Genomic DNA, 18,385 nt, shown 5'->3' on the forward strand with positions numbered 1-18,385 from the left:
CACGGCGAGGCAATTCGTCGTCTTGCCCACGCCGCAATTTGGCCGCTAAGCAGATCGAACGCAGGCGGCATTCAGCAGACACGACCTCAATGACAACAGGCGCGCGTTCGAACATGGTGGCTGGGTTGGCATTCCTGGCGATGACGGCATTGTCGGCCGCCTTGTTGGCGGGGTTCTTCGGCACGCTGCATCCGGCGTTCGATTCCTTCTCGCATTTCCGCATTCACCTCAGCGTGCTTATGGCGCTTCTGGCACTGCCGCTGCTCGCCACCTCGTTTCGGCTGCAAGCGGCGGCAGCGCTGCTCTTTGCCATCGCCTGCCTGGCCACGACGGCAAGCACCTTGTCGACGCTTTGGCCGCAGCCGGCGGTCGCCAAGCCCGCCGACCAGGCTGTCTACAGCCTGCTGCAGATGAATTTGCGCTTCAACAACCCGACGCCGAAGAAGGTGCTGTCGCTGATCGGCCGCACCAATCCGGACGTGATCACCCTCGATGAAGTGTCTGGCATGTGGGCGACCGAGCTTGGCACCATCACCAGCGCCTATCCCTACCGGATCCTGTGCCCTTATCCGAACGGCATGTTCGGCGTGGCGTTGCTGTCGCGGCGGCCCTTCGTCGCCGGCAGCACGCCGCATTGCGAGCCGCGCGGCGCCATGGCGATCGCCACCGTTGACTTCGGTGGGATCAGCGTCGATGTCGCCGCGATCCATCTGAGCTGGCCGTGGCCGAAGGAGCAGTACTGGCAGATCGGCGAACTGGCGCAACCGCTGGCCACGCTCGGCGAGACCGCGATCATGGCCGGCGACTGCAACGGCGTGCCGTGGAGTGCCGCGGTGCGGCGGGTCACGGCTCTCGGTGGGCTGACGCTTATGCCTTCCGCCGGCCCGACCTGGATCCACCGGACACTGCCGGACTTCCTGCGCCGCTATGCGGGCCTGCCGATCGACCAGGTGTTCAGCAAGGGCGGGCTGACGATCCTGTCGTCGACGCGGCTGGAGGATACCGGCTCAGACCATCTGCCGGTGCTGGTCGAGTTCACGCTCCGGCCACAGGAGCAGAAACCGGTCGACGAGCATGAAAGTGCGACCGTCTCCCTGCCTCAGCCAGGCAAGCCACAAGGCTGAGTTTGGCCACAAGGCTGAGTTTGGTCGCCCATTTACGGGGCGAGCATCGAATTCACCGGAAAAGCGCTGATGAAGCTCTATGATTTCGCCAGGGCATCGACCAGATACTCTACGTGACCGCCCTCCCGGTGCTCGCGCGCGTCGAAGGCGTTCTGCTTGCCCTCGTACTCGTCAAAGACAGCGTCGATCCGCCGGCGCGCTTCGCGCCGCGTTTTGGAGCACTGCGCGTCGTTTGCGGTGGTGAGCCCGGTAAGCGATTTCTCGGTCGCCGCCATCATCTGCCTGGCAATGTCGCCATGCGTCTCCTCATGCTTGCGAACACCGGTGAAGAAACGCGCCCAGCGCTTGTCGAGCGCCGGCGGGAGCGCGGAAACAACATGCGGGTAGGTAAAGTTCAGGTTGAGCGTCCCGTTGGCTTGGCGGATGCGGCAGGAGCCCTTGACCTGGACAAAGTCGAAATCCCAATCCTTGGTATAGCTGGTCTGGGCAATGGCGCGGGCCATGAAGCCATGCCGTGGGCCATTGCGGTCCATGGACTCGATCAGCGCCTCTCCGGTCGTGCCGGAAATATCATATGTCTGCGTCTTCACCAGGACTTTGACATGAGCCGATGCGGCGGTAGCGAAGCCGCACGATGCGCCGATGACCGCCAGAACTGAACGTGCGAGCAAGCGCATCCACGCTTCCCTTCAAAGATGACCAAGGCCGACGGTAGCATGCCGCCGGCGCTGAGGGCATTCACATTCCCTGGTAGACCGGGCCCTCGCCGCCCTGCGGCGGCACCCAGTTGATGTTCTGGTTCGGATCCTTGATGTCGCAAGTCTTGCAGTGGACGCAGTTCTGCGCGTTGATGACGAAGCGCACGTCCTTGGCCGCCGGATCGGCTGCGGCATTGCCATCCTTGTCGACCCATTCGTAGACGCCGGCCGGGCAATAGCGCGTCGAAGGCCCGGCAAAGACGTCGTGTTCGGAGCGCTTCTGCAGTTCCATGTCACCGACCAGCAGATGGACTGGTTCGTTCTCTTCGTGATTGGTGTTGGACAGGAACACGGAGGACAGCCGGTCGAAGGTCAGCACGCCATCCGGTTTCGGATAAACGATCTTCTTGTGCTTGGCGGCAGGCTCCAGCGCGGCATAGTCGGCCTTGCCGTGCTTCAGCGTGCCGAAGGGCGAGACGCCGAACAGCGTGTTCAGCCACATGTCGAGGCCGCCGAGGCCAATGCCGACAATGGTGCCGAAGCGCGACCACAGCGGCTTGACGTTGCGGACCTTCTTCAAATCCTTGCCGATGTCGGTCGCCCGCCAAGCTTCCTCGTAGGATTTGAGCTCATCATTGGCGCGGCCGGCGGCAATTGCTTCGCTGACATGATCGGCCGCCAGCATGCCCGACAGCACCGCATTGTGGGACCCCTTGATACGCGGCACGTTGACGAAGCCGGCAGCACAGCCCATCAGCGCGCCGCCGGGGAAGGACAATTTCGGCACCGATTGCCAGCCGCCTTCGGTGATGGCGCGCGCGCCATAGCCCAGCCGCTTGGCGCCCTCGAACGTGCCTGCGATCGCCGGATGCGTCTTGAAGCGCTGGAATTCCTCGAACGGCGACAGATAGGGGTTCTTGTAATTGAGGTGGAGGACGAAGCCGACCGCCACCTGGTTATCCTCGAGGTGGTAGAGGAAGGAGCCACCGCCGGTCTTCATGTCGAGCGGCCAGCCGAAGGAATGCTGCACCAGGCCCGGCCGGTGGTTCTCCGGCTTGACCTGCCAGAGTTCCTTCAGGCCGATGCCGTACTTGCCGGGCTCGCGGCCATCGGAGAGCTTGTATTTGGCGATCAGCTGTTTGGCGAGCGAGCCGCGTGCGCCTTCGCCGATCAGCACATATTTGCCCATCAGCGCCATGCCCGGCGCGAAGCCCGGACCGTGCGTGCCGTCCTTCTCTACGCCCATGTCGCCGGTGACGACGCCGGTGACGGCGCCTTCTTCATTGTAGAGCAGGCCGACGGCGGCAAAGCCCGGATAGATCTCGACGCCGAGCGCCTCGGCCTTACCCGCCAGCCAGCGGCAGACATTGCCGAGCGAGACGATGTAATTGCCATGATTGTTCATCAGTGGCGGCATGAAAATGTTGGGCAGGCGGAACGAGCCGGCAGGGCCCAGCACCAGGAAATGATCCGCCGTGACCGGTGTCTTGAACGGATGGCCCTCCTCCTCGCGCCAGCCCGGCAGCAGCCGGTCGATGCCGATCGGGTCGACAACGGCGCCGGAGAGGATATGCGCACCGACCTCGCCGCCCTTTTCCAGCACGACGACGGAAAGCTCCGGATTGACCTGCTTGAGGCGGATGGCCGCGGCAAGGCCGGCCGGTCCGGCGCCGACGATAACCACGTCGAATTCCATGCTTTCGCGTTCGATGTCGCTCATCAACCCCTCCGCACTGGCTTGCCGCTGTTGCGTATCTTGCTGGCTCCTGCGCTGCATAGCGCATCAATCGGCGACAGGAAACCGGCGCATACGTGACAATGCGGATTTGGCCAAAAAGTCGCGCATCCTGCGGCAAGGCAACCGTTTGTGCCCGATGCGCCCTGCCGCGCTTGCGTTTTTTAATTGTTCGGCGGCTTGCTTATCGGCCATACTTCCCGCCATGCGCATTCCTGGGCCAGCCGGCTTTCCTTCGACGCGCTTCCTTTTCCCGTCCGGCCGGGCCTGCCGGGCGATTCTTCTGGCCCTTCTGATATCGGCACCGGGTCACGCCGCGGCGGACGAGGTGAAAGTCTGGGCAACAGGCGCCTACTCCTTTTCCGATGAGCTTGGCGGCTTCCGCATCACCGGAGCCTCCGGCATCGGAACCAAGGACGATCCGCTTGTCATCACCGAAGAGCTGAATTCGGCGACACCGGTGACGCTGACCATCCGCACCACCAAGCCAATCCAGGCGTTCGGCAAGGCGGGCGAGTTCGCCAATGGCATCATGTACATGCGCATCGACGTGCTCAACAACAGCGGCCAAGCCTGGATCGAGTTCCAGTTCGAGCTTCAGGAGATACTGGATCAGCCAAGTGTCTTTGGCGACGGGCTTTCGTTCGATCAGCGCAACAAGACAACCGACGATATCCGGTCGAGCAACTTCGCCAATTTCGACCGCGACTTCGAACCCTATGACCGCTTGCTGTTCAAGAATGGCAAGGTCGATCCGCTCAAGACGGCCAGCTTCGAGTTCCTGATGACCGACTACACGCCCCGGTGGACCTTCTATGTCGTGCAGGATCCACGCATACCGACGGGATAGGGCGAGCCGCCAGCCTTGCAAATTGCAGTCATGCGGACGAATGTGCGTGCCATGACTGCCGCCTCCCCCAACAGCCCGACCGAAATTGCCGACATCCTGGCTTTCTATGCCAGCGCCGGCGTCGATGAGGCGCTGGAAGACGCCCCGGTGAATCGCTTCGCCGAGGCTGCGCCGAGGCCTGTGGAGCGCGCGCCAGTGCCAGCGGCGCCCCCTCGCGAAGACAAGGCGCCGGAGCGACCGGCAGCTCCCGGACTGGATGCGAGCCGGGTGCCGGATGCGCCGCCGGCGCGTTCGTCGGTCGCCGCGGTGCCAGACGAAGCACAAGCGGCGCTTGCGCGCCAGTTGGCGACGACGGCAACGACCCTGGACGAGCTACGCCAGCATATGGCGGCCTTCGACGGCTGCAATCTCAAGACCACCGCCAAGAATCTGGTGTTCGCCGACGGCAATCCGGAGTCGGCCGTGATGCTGGTCGGCGAGGCGCCCGGTCGCGACGAGGACATCGAGGGGCTGCCTTTCGTCGGCCGTTCCGGCCGGCTGCTCGACCGCATGCTGGCGGCGATCGGGCTCGACCGCACTTCGGTCTACATCGCCAATGTCATTCCATGGCGGCCGCCGGGCAATCGCACGCCGACGCCACACGAAACCGAAATCTGCCGGCCGTTCATCGAACGGCAGATCGAACTGGTCAATCCAAAGGTGCTGGTCAATCTCGGCGGGCCGTCGGCCAAGACCTTGCTCAACACCTCGGAAGGCATTTTGCGGCTTCGTGGCAACTGGCGTGTCCACACCACCGCCTCCGGCATCGCCATTCCGGCCATGCCGACGCTTCATCCGGCCTATCTGCTGCGGACACCCGCCCACAAGAAGCTGGCATGGCGGGACTTTCTCGAGGTGAAGGCGAAGCTGCGGACGCTCTCTTAGCGATGACTTCGCAGGTAATTGAAATGCCGTCCCTGTCGGCCTAACCATCCTGCTATGACAACAGCCCAAACCTCCGCCGGCAGCCTCATCCGCGAATGGCGCACGCGCCGCCGCATGAGCCAGCTCGACCTCGCCATGGAAGCCGAGATTTCGCAGCGGCATCTCTCCTTCGTCGAAAGCGGGCGTGCCGCGCCCTCCCGTGACATGGTCTTGCACCTGGCCGAGCAGTTGGCGATCCCGTTGAGGCAACGCAATCAGTTGCTGCTGGCTGCGGGCTTTGCGCCGAGCTTCGGCGAACGGCCGCTTACCGACACGATGCTGGCACCGGCGATGGCGGCGGTCGAGATTGTGCTCAAGGGCCATGAGCCGTTCCCGGCGCTGGCGGTGGACAGGCACTGGAACCTGGTTTCGGCCAATGCCGCGATCGCTCCGTTCCTAGCCGATGTCAGCGAGGCTTCGCTGCTGACGTCACCAGTCAATGTGCTTCGCCTCAGCCTGCATCCCGGCGGTATCGCACCGCGCATCGTCAACCTCCAGGAATGGCGCACGCACCTGCTCGAGCGTCTCAAGCACCAGAACGATGCCGCCGGCGACCCGGTGCTGGTCGAGCTGGAGCGCGAATTGCGCAGCTATCCTTCCGGCCTCAAGGGCAGCAGGCCAACCACCGTCGAGCCGAATGCCATCGTGCATCCGCTCAGGCTGGCCCATGGCGATCAGGTGCTGTCGTTCATAAGTACCATTACCGTGTTCGGCACGCCGCTCGACGTGACCTTGTCGGAACTGGCGATTGAGTCCTTCTTCCCTGCGGATGAACAGACAAGGGCGGTGCTGGTGCGGCTGGCTAAGGAGCGGAGCGACCGCTCCTGATCAGCCTTGTGGAGGCGTCACCTTGCGCGCTCGCTTGCGCTCCAGTCCGAGTTGCCGCTCGCGCCAGATGATGAAGATGCCAGCGGCCACCACGATCACACCGCCGACCAGCGTCCTGAACGAGGTCACGTCGCCGAAAACGAAATAGCCGACGATGACGCCGAGGATCATCGACGTGTATTCGAACGGCGCCACCACCGAGGCCTCGGCATGGCGATAGGCCGAGGTCATCAGGATCTGGCCGAGGCCGCCGCAGAAGCCGGCCATGACGAGCAGCGCGGCTTGCGCCGGCGTCAGCGATTGCCAGCCGAAAGGCAGCGTCAGCAGGGAGAGCACGCTGGCGGTCGACGAGAACCATAACACGATGGTCGCCGTCTTCTCCGTTTGCACGAGATTGCGCACAAGCAGCATGGCGACAGCCGAGATCGCCGCGGCCACCAGCGCGGCCATGACGCCCAGGACCTCCTGATCATCGAGCCCTTCATCCGAGTTGAGCAGGGTCAGCTCCGGCCAGGAAATGATGAGCACGCCAATGAGACCGATCGCGACTGCGCTCCAGCGATAGACGCGGATCGTCTCGCCAAGGAAGACCGAGGAGAACACCACGACCAGCAGCGGTTGTGCATAGTTCAGCGTGATCGCCTCCGGCAGCGGCAACCTGGTGAGCGCGAAGAAGCCAAGCCCCATGGCGCCGACGCCGACGATGCCTCGCGCGACATGGTTGAAGGGACGTTTGGTGACGAATGCCGTCGACAGATGTCCCTTCAAGGCCAGGAAGGCAATGATCGGGAAGATGGCGAAGAACGAGCGGAAGAAGACGATCTGCCCGGCCGGCACCTCGCCGGCCGCCTTGATGCAGGTTTGCATGCCGACAAAAACCGCCACCGACACGATCTTCAGGGCAATGCCCCTCAGAGTGTCGTGACCACCGGTTGTTTCTGGTTGAGCCCCGGCTCCTGATGTCACGCTGGCGATCGGTCCTTGATCGTTGCCTGTATGCCCGGCAACGCTGGCATTCAACATGCGTTGGCCGCGATGCCGCAAAGTAAGGCCTCGATAGACCCTCTCGCAGTTTTGTCGAGGGACTGTTTCGTGTAAAGAGCGCGGACTTCAATTTCTTGGACCGGCAGGAAGTCCGCTCCCAACGCAATCGACAGGAAAAACAACGGAATGCGCACGGACACCGGCCAGGTCTTCAAGCTCGAAGACTATCGCCCCAACGATTATCTCATTCCGCAGACCAATCTCACCTTCCGCCTTTCGCCCGAGGCCACAATCGTCACCGCTACACTGACGATCGAGCGTCGCGAGGGGGTGTCCGTGTCGGCGCCATTGGTGCTCGACGGCGACGGGCTGACGCTCAAGCGCATCGAGATCAACGGCAAGAAGGCAAAACCGGCGGATCTGCTGGCAACACCTGACCAGCTGACCATTCTCAAGCCACCGGCCGCCCGCCGTTTCCAGTTGCTCATCGAAACCCAGTTGGAGCCCGCCGGCAACGAAGCCCTGATGGGCCTCTACCGCTCGAACAACGTCTATTGCACGCAATGCGAGGCCGAAGGCTTTCGCCGCATCACCTATTTCCTCGATCGCCCCGATATCCTGTCCGTCTATACCGTGCGCATTGAGGCGCTGCGTGACGAGGCTCCGCTGCTCCTGTCCAACGGCAATCCCGGAGAAAAAGGCGATCTCGGCGACGGCTGGCATTATGCCGTCTGGCACGACCCCTTCCCCAAGCCGTCCTATCTGTTCGCGCTGGTGGCCGGCAATCTCGGTCAGGTCGCAGACAGTTTCGTCACACTATCCGGCCGTAAGGTCGAGCTCGGCATCTATGTCGAGCCCGGCAAGGAGAAGCTGGCCGGCTACGCGATGGATGCGCTGAAGCGATCCATGAAATGGGATGAGGAGGCGTTTGGCCGCGAATACGATCTCGACGTCTTCAACATCGTCGCCGTGTCCGACTTCAACATGGGCGCGATGGAGAACAAGGGCCTAAACATCTTCAACGACAAATATGTGCTGGCCGACCAGGAGACCGCGACGGACGCCGATTTCGCCAATATCGAGGCGATCATCGCGCACGAATATTTCCACAATTGGACAGGCAACAGAATCACTTGCCGTGACTGGTTCCAGCTTTGCCTGAAGGAAGGGCTGACGGTTTTTCGTGACCATGAATTCTCCGCCGACCAGCGCTCGCGGCCGGTCAAGCGCATCGCCGAGGTACGCCTGCTGCGGGCGCATCAGTTCCCCGAGGATCAGGGCCCGCTGGCCCATCCGGTGCGGCCGCGCCGCTATCGCGAGATCAACAATTTCTACACGGCGACGGTCTACGAAAAGGGCTCCGAAGTGGTGCGCATGATCCGCACCATCCTTGGGGCTAAGGCCTTTCGCGCCGGCATGGACCTCTATTTCGAGCGGCACGACGGCGACGCGGCGACGATCGAGGATTTCATCAAGGTGTTCGAGGATGCGTCGGGCCGCGACCTGTCGCAGTTCGCGCTGTGGTACCATCAGGCGGGCACGCCCAATCTGACGGTCAGTTCGACGCACAATCCGGCCGCGCAGGAATTCACGCTCGAAATCGAACAGTCGGTGCCGCCGACACCATCCGAAAGCCGCAAGCGGCTGATGCATATTCCGCTCGCCTTCGGTCTGATCGGCACCGGCGGCAATCCTGTCGATTATAGCGGCGTCGAGGGCGCCAGCGTCGAGCATGGCGTCATCCATGTCCGCAAGCGCCGCCATGTGGTGCGGTTCTCGGGTGTGACCGAGCGCCCAGCTGTGTCACTCAACCGCGGCTTTTCGGCGCCGGTGACGCTGTCGGTCGAGCAGAAGGCCGACGACCAGTTCTTCCTCGCCCGCCATGACAGCGATGCCTTCTCGCGCTGGCAGGCCTTCAACACGCTGCTCACCGATGCGCTGATCGCTGCCTTCCGAGAAATCCTTGGCGGCAAGCAGCCGGTCTTCGCGACGCGGCTGACCGAGCTCGCCGGCAGCATTGCGGGTGACGAGACGCTGGAGCCGGCCTACCGGGCCTTGGCGCTGGCGCTGCCTGGCGAGGCCGACATCGCCCGCGATATCGGCAAGAACATTGATCCCGATGCCATCTATACGGCTCGACAGGCCCTTGCGCTCGCGATCGGCATCGCCAATGGCGTGGCATTTTCCGGCCTCTACGACGGCCTTGCCGACAAAACCACGTTCAGCCCCGACGCTACGAGTGCAGGACGACGTGCCTTGCGCAACACATTGCTGGACTATCTCGCGCTGCTGCCGGGTGGGGCGGCATTGGCGGCCGAGCATTTCCAGTCCGCGACCAACATGACCGACCGCGCAGCCGCTCTTGGCGCGCTCGCTCATCGCCACCACGGCTCGCTCGAGGCCATCAAGGCGCTGGCGGCTTTCGAGACGACTTATGGGTCCGATCCGCTGGTCATGGACAAATGGTTCCAGATCCAGGCCAGCGTGCCGGGACCACAAGCTGTGGACACCGTGCGTGCCCTGGCCGCTCACCCGGCCTTCTCGATGGGCAATCCAAACCGGGTGCGCTCGCTGATCGGCACATTCTCCAGCGCCAACCAGACTGGCTTCCATCGTGCCGACGGCGAAGGCTACCGGTTCTTTGCACAGACAGTGCTCGAGGTCGAAAAACGCAATCCGCAAGTGGCGGCAAGGCTGGCGACAGCGCTGAGGTCATGGCGTTCGCTCGAACCGGGCCGGCAAGCCAAGGCCCGGGAAGCGCTGCTTTCGATCGCCAATGCCGAAAACCTGTCGGCGGATCTGAGGGATATTGTCGAGCGAACGCTGGCTTAGGCGTCCTTGTCTCTCCCGCGAGGGGGAAGGCCCGAGCCACTGGAGCTCCAAAAGCCCATTATTTTAGTCGATTTTTAATCTTTTTTCGCCGGACCACTGGACAAGGCGAATCACGTTTGATTCTTTACTGACGATTCGGAAGTGCGGTGTTTGCCGGATCACCAAGCAGCATAGGCAAATTCGGGGAGTGCCATTTATGGCGAAGGCGGACGCGTGGGGCGCGCCCGGTGGGATGGCTTTTGCGCGTCGCGAGATGCGCAGTGATGGCCTTGCCGGGAATACGCGGCTCATTGCCGAACCGGCCTACAAGCGGCTTCTGGCCGCCGAGCCGCTGCTGCGACGGTCGATACCGGCCCTCATCATCATCTTCCTGCTCGTCATCGCGGCGCTGCGTGTGCTGTCGCTGATGAACGAGCGCGACGATGTCGAGCGCGATGCCAAAGCGATCCTGACGCTGGCGGCGGCACAGCTCGCCAGTGCTCTGGCCACGACCTCGGATACCGTGCCCGGCGCCGTTCAGGATCTGCTGGAAACCACCAGCCGTCAGGGCGCGATGGGCCGCAGCCATGTGCTCGTCATCACCGACAGCGCCTTCAAGATCACCGCGGTGACGCCGCGCTCGATGCCCTGGCAAGGCCATGCCCTCGACGGCCTCGTCGAAGGCGGTCAGCCCCTGTTCATGTTCGGTGATCGCGCCGGCGTCATGGAGGTCAGCATCGGCGGACAGGACTGGTATGCCGCGGTCAGCGTGGCCAAGGACCAGAAGGGTGCCGCGGCGGCTTTGGTACCGCAGGACGCGGTCTTCGACGCCTGGCGCAAGACCGTCTCGCTCAACGTCACCCTGTTCGTGCTGACAGCCGGCGTGCTGATCATCATCCTTTATGCCTATTTCGGGCAGGCGGCGCGGGCGCAGGCCGCCGACCGCATCTATGTCGAAGCGCATCAGCGCATCGACATGGCGCTGGTGCGCGGCCGCTGTGGCCTGTGGGACTGGGACATGGTGCGCGGCAAGATGTACTGGTCGCGCTCGATGTACGACATGCTGGGCTACGAGCCCTGCGACACGATGCTGTCCTTCGGTGAGGTCGATGAGATCATCCACCCCGAGGATGGCGACCTGTTCGAGCTCGCCAACAAAATTGTTGCCCGGGAGATCGATCATATCGACCAGGTGTTCCGGATGCGGCACGCCGATGGCCAATGGGTGTGGATGCGCGCTCGTGCACAGGTCATGGATCCGGAAGCGCCGGAAATCCAGCTGATCGGCATCGCCGTCGACGTCACCGAGCAGCGCCATCTGGCGCTGCGGTCCGAGGCGGCCGATCTTCGCCTCCGGACCGCGATCGAGAACATCAATGAATCCTTCGTGCTGTGGGATTCTGCCCAGCGCCTGATCATGTGCAACTCCAAATACCAGCAGGACAACGGGCTTTCGGATCGCGACGTGATGCCGGGCGTGACGCGCGCGTCCCTGGAAGAGCGGATGCTTGCCTTTGCTTCCGAGCGCCGGCTCGCCAACACCAATGGTCCGCAAGGCGGCGCCACTTTCGAGCGGCAGCTGAATGACGGCCGCTGGCTGCAGGTCAACGAACTCAGGACCAGGGATGGCGGCATCGTCTCGGTCGGATCCGACATCACCCAGATCAAGCTGCATCAGGAAAAGCTGGTCGACAGCGAACGCAGGCTGATGGCAACGATCCACGATCTCAGCCTCGCCAGGCGCTCCGAAGAGGAGCGTTCCAGTGAGCTGGTCGACCTCAACCGCAAATACATGAAGGAAACCGAACGCGCCGAAGCGGCGAACCGGGCCAAATCCGAATTCCTGGCCAACATGTCGCATGAACTGCGCACGCCGCTGAACGCCATCATCGGCTTCTCCGAACTGATGGAACAGGGGCTGTTCGGCCCGCTCGGCTCGGAGCGCTACGAGGAGTACGCCACCGATATCAACAGCAGCGGCAAATATCTGCTCGGCGTCATCAACGACATTCTCGATATGTCCAAGATCGAGGCTGGCCAGTTCTCGCTGGATCAGGAGCAGATCGATCTCGGGCCGCTGATCAGCGAGACGGTCCGCGTCGTCTCGCTGCAGGCCGCGCAAAAGGCGATCACCGTCGAAACGCGTATCGCCGACGCGCTGACACTGTTTGCGGATCGCCGGGCGATCAAGCAGATCGTCATCAACCTCCTGTCCAACGCGGTAAAGTTCACCGGCCAGGGCGGACACATATCGGTCCGGGCCCGCAACACATCAGGCGCGTTGGTGCTGACGATCGAAGACAATGGCTGCGGCATCCCGAAAGCGGCGCTCGGCAAGCTCGGGCGGCCCTTCGAACAGGTGCAGAACCAGTTTTCCAAGAACCACGCCGGATCAGGCCTTGGCCTTGCGATCTCGCGCTCGCTGGCCGAGCTCCAAGGCGGCGCGCTGAAGATCCGTTCGACCGAGGGCGTCGGCACGATCGTGTCGGTGCGTATACCGGTGAAGAGGGCGACCCAGGCGGTCAAAGTCGCGGCTTGAGCAGCAGGCCCAGTCAATGTTGCCGGAGCCTGCTGTCTTCTGCAGCTTCACTGTACGCCGCCGTCGTCATCCGATTGGCGATGATGGCCAAAACGCCTGCCCTTCGGCAGCTCGCTCTTCTCGATCTTGCCGTCATTGTTCTTGTCGAGCATGGCGAAGACCTTCTTCTCGCGACCGGTGATGTCGTCTGAGGTCAGCGTGCCATCGCCCCTGGCGTCGTAGCGGGCGATGATGCGCTTGGCCATGCGTTCGAAACGGGCCTTCTCCAGCGCATCGGCGAGTTGGGCGACGGTCAGCTTGCCGCCATTGTCGGCGACGAGCTTCTTCAGCCGGGCGTTCATGGCATCCGAGAATTGGTCGAAGGTGATGGTGCCGCCATTGTCATTCACCGCCCTGTCGAGACGCATCATCGTGCGCTCGCGAATCTTTGCGCTGTCGATGTTTTCGGCGTACGCCGCGCTGCCGACGGCACCGGCGAGAGCGATGAAAGCAAATGCGAGTTTGGTTGACTTTCTCATGGTCTTCTCCTGTTGCATCGTCACCCCCGATGCGGCCGGACCCGCTATTTCACGGTCGTCCAGCACGAAGTAAAAGGTCGAAGTCCTTCCTGACCTTTTGCGACGTCTCCTTGAGGTGCGCTTCCAGCACACCGAAATCCGGCAGGTCGGTGACCGCCAGAAGCAGATCCGAAAGCCCTGGCGGAACATCGTCGCGCTCAAAGGCGCCGGTGAGGCACAGCCGCGTCATCTGGGTCAGCGCCAGATAGAGCGCATAAGCATCGGCAAGTTCCTGCCTGACTCCGGCATCGGCGAAGCGCGGTGTCAAGCGAGACAGGATCTCGGCCGTACCGGTGACGCGTGGCCCAGCCTCGACCTGCCCGGTGATGAGAGCCACCTGGGCGATGAATTCGAGATCGATCAGCCCTCCGGGGATCAGCTTGATGTCCCAGAGATCGCGTGGCGGCTTTTCCGTCTCGATCATGGCACGCATGTCCGAGGCTTCCGCCCTCACTTTTGCAGCGTCGCGCGGCTGGTCAAGCACGGCCGCCACTTCCGCTTCGACCTCAGCGCACAGACCGCCATCGCCGGCGATTGCACGCGCCCGCGACAGCGCCATATGCTCCCAGGTCCAGGCCTCCTGGCGCTGGTATTTCTTGAAGGCATCGATATGGGTGGCCACCGGCCCCTTGTTGCCGGACGGCCGCAGCCGCAGGTCGAGCTCGTAGAGCACACCCTCCGCCGTCGGTGCGGATACAGCCGAGATCAGCCGCTGCGTCATGCGGGTGTAGTAGTGCGACGGCGCCAATGGCTTGTCGCCGTCGGAATCCTCGGCGTCTGCATCGTGATCGTAAAGCAGGATGAGGTCGACATCCGACCCCGCGGTCAATTCGCGGCTGCCGAGCTTGCCCATGCCAAGCAGCGAAACGACGCCGCCAGCTATCGTGCCGTGCCGTGCCGAGAATTCGGCCATCACTGCCCGTAACGCTGCCTCGATGGTAAGATCAGCCAGATCGGAAAAGGCGCGGCCGGCACGAGCCGGATCGATCGACCCGGCGAGCAGTCGAACACCAATCAGGAATTTCTGCTCCGAGGCAAAGATGCGCAGCCGGTCGAGCACGTCTTCATAGAGGCGGTCGCCCTCAAGAAAGGCCGAAAGCCGCGCAGACAAATAGGCGCGGTCCGGCAACTCTGTCAGCAAGGCCGGGTCGAGCAGGCCGTCGAAGACATGGGGTCGGCGCGTGATGATCGCCGCCAGCCGGGGCGCGGCGCCCATGATCGTCGCTATCAGCTTGAGCAGCGCCGGGTTGGACTGGAGCAGCGAGAACAGCTGGATGCCGGCCGGCAGACCGGCAAGGAACTCGTCGAAGCGGATCAAGGCTTCGTCCGCCCGGCGTGTCTGGCCGAAAGCGCGCAGCAAGGCCGGCGTCAACTCCGTCAGCCGCTCGCGCGCCTCCGCCGACCGGGTGACGCGATAGCGGCCGAAATGCCAGCCGCGGATGACGCGGCAGATGTCACTCGGCCGCTGGAAGCCGAGACCATGCAGGGTCTGCAGCGTGTCGGGGTCGTCGACATCGCCGGTGAAGACCAGATTGCCGATCCCCGCCGAAAGCTCCGGCGCTGTTTCAAACAGCGCCGCATAATGGCGCTCGACCTGCTGCAACGAGGCGCGGAACGCCAGCGAAAAGGCAGCCGCATCGGCAAAACCCAGCATGCGGGCGATCCGCTCCAGCCCTTCGTCGTCTTCCGGCAGCGTGTGCGTCTGCTCGTCGGCCACCATCTGGACGGCGTGTTCGACGCGGCGCAGGAACCAGTATTGGCGGGCGAGCGCGTCACCTGCGTCTGATGTGATCCAGCCGCGCGCGGCAAGCTGGCCAAGCATCGGCACCGTCTCGCGGCCGCGCAGTTCGGGGAAGCGACCACCGGCGATGAGCTGCTGGGTCTGGACGAAGAACTCGATCTCGCGGATGCCGCCGCGTCCGAGCTTGACATTGTGGCCCTTCACCGCGATCTCGCCATGACCCTTGTGGGCGTGGATCTGGCGCTTGATCGAATGGACGTCGGCAATCGCCGCGTAGTCCATGTATTTGCGCCAGATATAGGGCTGAAGCTCCTTGAGGAAGGCGGCACCCGCAGCCAGATCGCCGGCCACCGGACGCGCCTTGATCATCGCCGCACGCTCCCAGTTCTGGCCGCGCGCCTCGTAGTAGCGCAGTGCGGCTTCGACAGGGATCGCCAGCGGGGTCGAACCGGGATCGGGGCGCAGCCTCAGATCGGTCCGGAAGACATAGCCGTGCTCGGTGCGGTCCTGCAGTATGCGGACCAGCCGTCGCGTCAGCCGCGAAAACAGTTCGGTTGCGTCGAGAGGATCGACCACGGCAGGCGCTTCCGGATCGAAGAAGACGACGAGATCGATATCGGACGAGAAATTAAGCTCATGCGCGCCAAGCTTGCCCATGCCGAGCAGGATCCAGCCCGATTGCCGCGACGGGTTGTCGAGGTCCGGCAGTTTGAGCTTGCCTTGGCCATGCGCATCACACAGCAGGAAGTCGACGGCTGCACGGGTGCAGGCATCGGCAAGATCGCTCAGCCGCCGTACGGTAAGAGATGTTTCCGCCTCGCCTGCGAGATCGGCGAGCGCGATCAGGAAATGCGCCTCGGCCTTGCACTGGCGCAGCTCCATCATCAGGCTGGATTCGGAAACCGTCTCAGCCAAAGACGCTTGATCGATCGCAGTGGTGATCGTTTTGAGACGCGCCTCGACCGGCTGGTCGAAAAGAGCATCCACAATCCGAGGCCTGCGCCGCGCCATGTCCCGCAGGAATGGGGAGAGGTCGAAGACGGCGGCCAGGAAATCCTGGCCCTCCCCCTTGCCGCCCAGGAACCTGGCAAGCCGCGTCAGCCCTTCTTCGCGTGCCGCCGCAGCGATTTCGGCCAGCTCCTGCCGCGCGCGCGCTTCGTCGAGAGGGACAAGCCCAACCGCCGGCTTCAGCAGCCAGTCCGTAGCCGTCCGTTTCGCGACCACGGCCATCAATGATCCTCCCGCGCGGGGAAACTCATGACCACGGATAGTCCCGGATTGCCAGGCAGGAGATCAAGCCGGCCGTAGTGGAAGGTCATCACCGCCTTGGCGAGGCTGAGGCCAAGGCCGGAGCCGGGCTGCGAACGGCTCTTCTCCAGCCGCACGAAACGCTCGGTCGCCCGGGCCCGATCAGCATCGTCGGGAATGCCCTGGCCGTTGTCGGCGACGGAAAGCCTGATCTCGCCATGGGTCCGCTCGAGCGCCACACGGACCGTGGGTTTGGACGTGGAGTCCGTCGAATATTTGATCGCATTGTCGACGATGTTGGACAGCGCCTGGCCAATCAATTCGCGGTTGCCGTCGACGAGAAAAGCACCATTCACTTCGGCTTCGAGCGAAACGCCTGCCTCTTCCGCCACCGGCTCGTAGAGCTCGACGACGTCACGCACGGCCGCCGCCAGATCGACGCGGTTGGTGTGTTCGGAAGAATATCCGGCCTCCAGCCGGGAGATCATCAGGATAGCATTGAAGGTCTTTATCAGCTGATCGGACTCGGTGATTGTGCCTTCCAGCGCCTGACGGTAATCGGCTGGCTTGTGCTTGCCGGACAGTGTCGCTTCTGCCCGGTTGCGCAGCCGGGTCAGCGGCGTCTTCAAATCATGCGCGATGTTGTCGGAAACCTGCTTCAGGCCTTCGTTCAGCGTATGAATCCTGGCCAGCATGGCATTGAGGTTTTCCGAAAGCCGGTCGAATTCGTCGCCGGCGCCGGTCACCGGCAGTCGGCCCGAGAGATCGCCGCCCATGATGCGGCGGCTCGCCTCCGACACGCTGTCGATGCGCTTCAGCGCGGCGCGGCCGACAAAGAACCAGATCAGCAGTCCGCCGAGCCCCATCATGCCGAGCGCCAGCATCAAGGCGCGGCGGATGACGGCACGGAAGCGCTCCGGTTCGCCAAGATCGCGGCCGACCAGCAGGATCATCTGGTTGGGCAGCCGCAGCACCAGCGCAATGGCATTGTGACCCTTCTCGCCTTCTGCCTGCGGCGCTGCGTTGTCGCCAGTTGCAGGAGACGTCGTCTGGTCGGACGTCCCGCTGCGCAGACGGTCGAGCTCGCCTTCGCCGAAGCGCTTGTAGGAGAACGGCTCGGTCGTCCAGCCCTCAGTATCGATCACACCAGGTTCCAGGGCCTGCACATTGCCGGTCAGGATCTGGCCATTGGCGTCGGCGATCAGATAGAGGTTGGCGCCGGGCTGACGGGAGCGGTTTTCGACCACGCGGACCAGCAACGGCAGGCCGCCCTTTTTGTAGGCGCGGGCCAAGCCTATTACCTCATCATTGATTGTGTCCTGCGTCTGCCCGGTCAGCATGCTCGCTGACAGCGATGTCATGTAGAAAACCAGCAGCACGGCGCACAGCGCGAAAAGCAGGAAGTAGAGCGCCGAAAGCCGCGCAGCCGTCGTCTTCATGATGGCGGGCACGGAAAGAGCCATGCTGTTGCCTAGATCAGCATGACGATTGGTCGAATCGTCATGCTGATCTAGCTCTTTCTTGTTGGAGCATGACCTTTTCCGAAAACCGGTTCCCACTTTTCGGGGCCATGCTCTAGCCGCCCTTCAGCATGTAGCCGGCGCCGCGAACCGTATGCAGGATAGGCTTGTCGAAGCCTTTCTCGATCTTGCCGCGCAGCCGCGAGACGTGAACGTCGATGACATTGGTCTGCGGATCGAAATGATAATCCCAGACATTTTCGAGCAGCATGGTGCGCGTCACCACCTGGCCGGCATGACGCATCAGATATTCGAGCAGGCGGAATTCGCGCGGCTGCAGCGTGATCTCGCGCGCCGCCCGGCGGACCGAATGCGACAGCCTGTCGAGTTCAAGGTCGCCAACCCGGTAGACGGTTTCGGTCTCCTTGGCGCTGGCGCGGCGGTTCAACACCTCGACGCGGGCCAGAAGTTCGGAGAATGCGTAGGGCTTGGTCAGATAATCATCGCCGCCGGCGCGCAGACCCGTGACCCGGTCATCGACCTCACCCAGTGCCGACAGGATCAGCACCGGTGTGGTGTTGCCCCGCGATCTAAGGCCGGCAATGACCGACAGGCCGTCTCGGCGCGGCATCATCCGGTCGATGACCATCACGTCATAGTCACCGGCGTCGGCCAGCGCGAAGCCGGTTTCGCCATCACCGGCGACATGCGCGGTATGACCGGCCTCGGCAAAGGCTTTCTGCAGATAATCCGCAGCCTCGCGATCATCTTCTATGACAAGAATCTTCATAGGACCGTTATACGCGATTTCGCTGGAAGGTTGAGTAGTAGGCATCTGCATTTTAGC

The 18,385-nt window shown here is 63.1% G+C and carries 14 protein-coding genes; 6 read left to right on the forward strand and 8 right to left on the reverse strand.

Annotation, left to right across the window (positions count from 1 at the left end; all coding sequences use genetic code 11):
• Positions 1–89 precede the first annotated feature (89 nt).
• Complete coding sequence (locus EB235_RS26800) at positions 90–1,124, forward strand: endonuclease/exonuclease/phosphatase family protein (protein ID WP_080680988.1); 1,035 nt, start codon at positions 90–92, stop codon at positions 1,122–1,124.
• A gap of 77 nt (positions 1,125–1,201) precedes the next feature.
• On the opposite strand, the gene EB235_RS26805 is transcribed toward EB235_RS26800, so the two are convergent.
• The 3 genes from EB235_RS26805 to EB235_RS26815 all read right to left on the reverse strand — a co-directional run bounded on the left by EB235_RS26805 (position 1,202) and on the right by EB235_RS26815 (position 3,764).
• Positions 1,202–1,801 carry a DUF922 domain-containing protein gene (locus tag EB235_RS26805; RefSeq protein ID WP_027034382.1) on the reverse strand — a complete coding sequence of 200 codons (600 nt, stop codon included), beginning with the start codon at positions 1,799–1,801 and terminating at the stop codon, positions 1,202–1,204.
• 61 nt (positions 1,802–1,862) lie between these two features.
• Positions 1,863–3,542 carry an electron transfer flavoprotein-ubiquinone oxidoreductase gene (locus EB235_RS26810; protein ID WP_027034381.1) on the reverse strand — a complete coding sequence of 560 codons (1,680 nt, stop codon included), beginning with the start codon at positions 3,540–3,542 and terminating at the stop codon, positions 1,863–1,865.
• Between the two features lie 63 nt (positions 3,543–3,605).
• Complete coding sequence (locus tag EB235_RS26815) at positions 3,606–3,764, reverse strand: hypothetical protein (RefSeq protein ID WP_155256493.1); 159 nt, start codon at positions 3,762–3,764, stop codon at positions 3,606–3,608.
• Between EB235_RS26815 and EB235_RS26820 the strand changes: the two genes are divergently transcribed.
• From EB235_RS26820 to EB235_RS26830, 3 genes are read left to right on the forward strand one after another with little or no spacing between them, the layout of a single operon-like run.
• Positions 3,763–4,407, forward strand: coding sequence for a hypothetical protein (locus tag EB235_RS26820; RefSeq protein ID WP_027034380.1), 645 nt, complete (start codon positions 3,763–3,765; stop codon positions 4,405–4,407). The two genes, EB235_RS26815 and EB235_RS26820, sit on opposite strands and share 2 nt — an antisense overlap.
• 51 nt (positions 4,408–4,458) lie before the next feature.
• A complete protein-coding gene (locus EB235_RS26825) occupies positions 4,459–5,331 on the forward strand; it encodes a uracil-DNA glycosylase (protein WP_027034379.1) in 873 nt (290 codons plus the stop codon).
• A 54-nt stretch (positions 5,332–5,385) separates the two neighbouring features.
• A complete protein-coding gene (locus EB235_RS26830; RefSeq protein ID WP_027034378.1) occupies positions 5,386–6,198 on the forward strand; it encodes a helix-turn-helix domain-containing protein in 813 nt (270 codons plus the stop codon).
• Here the strand turns inward: EB235_RS26830 and EB235_RS26835 are convergent, their stop codons facing one another.
• Entirely contained in the window at positions 6,199–7,221 is a 1,023-nt protein-coding gene (locus tag EB235_RS26835; protein ID WP_245268931.1) for a DMT family transporter, read from the reverse strand.
• Positions 7,222–7,368: 147 nt separating this feature from the next.
• On the opposite strand from EB235_RS26835, the gene pepN reads away from it, so the two are divergent.
• Together pepN and EB235_RS26845 are read left to right on the forward strand one after the other, a co-directional pair.
• Positions 7,369–10,014 (forward strand): aminopeptidase N, encoded by a 2,646-nt coding sequence (gene pepN, locus EB235_RS26840; protein ID WP_027034376.1) that lies wholly within the window; start codon positions 7,369–7,371, stop codon positions 10,012–10,014.
• Between the two features lie 196 nt (positions 10,015–10,210).
• Positions 10,211–12,532, forward strand: coding sequence for a PAS domain-containing sensor histidine kinase (locus EB235_RS26845; protein ID WP_027034375.1), 2,322 nt, complete (start codon positions 10,211–10,213; stop codon positions 12,530–12,532).
• A 47-nt stretch (positions 12,533–12,579) separates the two neighbouring features.
• On the opposite strand, the gene EB235_RS26850 is transcribed toward EB235_RS26845, so the two are convergent.
• From EB235_RS26850 to EB235_RS26865, 4 genes are all read right to left on the reverse strand, one after another.
• Entirely contained in the window at positions 12,580–13,050 is a 471-nt protein-coding gene (locus EB235_RS26850; protein WP_027034374.1) for a hypothetical protein, read from the reverse strand.
• A 49-nt stretch (positions 13,051–13,099) separates the two neighbouring features.
• On the reverse strand, positions 13,100–16,060 hold the full coding sequence (locus EB235_RS26855) for a bifunctional [glutamine synthetase] adenylyltransferase/[glutamine synthetase]-adenylyl-L-tyrosine phosphorylase (protein WP_027034373.1): 2,961 nt from the start codon (positions 16,058–16,060) through the stop codon (positions 13,100–13,102).
• The gene (locus EB235_RS26860) at positions 16,060–17,541 is read right to left on the reverse strand and encodes a sensor histidine kinase (RefSeq protein ID WP_027034372.1); all 1,482 of its coding nucleotides are present in this window, start codon (positions 17,539–17,541) and stop codon (positions 16,060–16,062) included. Before EB235_RS26860 ends, EB235_RS26855 begins: the two co-directional genes overlap by 1 nt.
• A 112-nt stretch (positions 17,542–17,653) precedes the next feature.
• Complete coding sequence (locus EB235_RS26865; protein WP_027034371.1) at positions 17,654–18,328, reverse strand: response regulator transcription factor; 675 nt, start codon at positions 18,326–18,328, stop codon at positions 17,654–17,656.
• Between the last annotated feature and the right edge of the window lie 57 nt (positions 18,329–18,385).

It is taken from the genome of Mesorhizobium loti R88b (assembly GCF_013170845.1).
Taxonomy (GTDB): Bacteria; Pseudomonadota; Alphaproteobacteria; order Rhizobiales; family Rhizobiaceae; genus Mesorhizobium; species Mesorhizobium loti_B.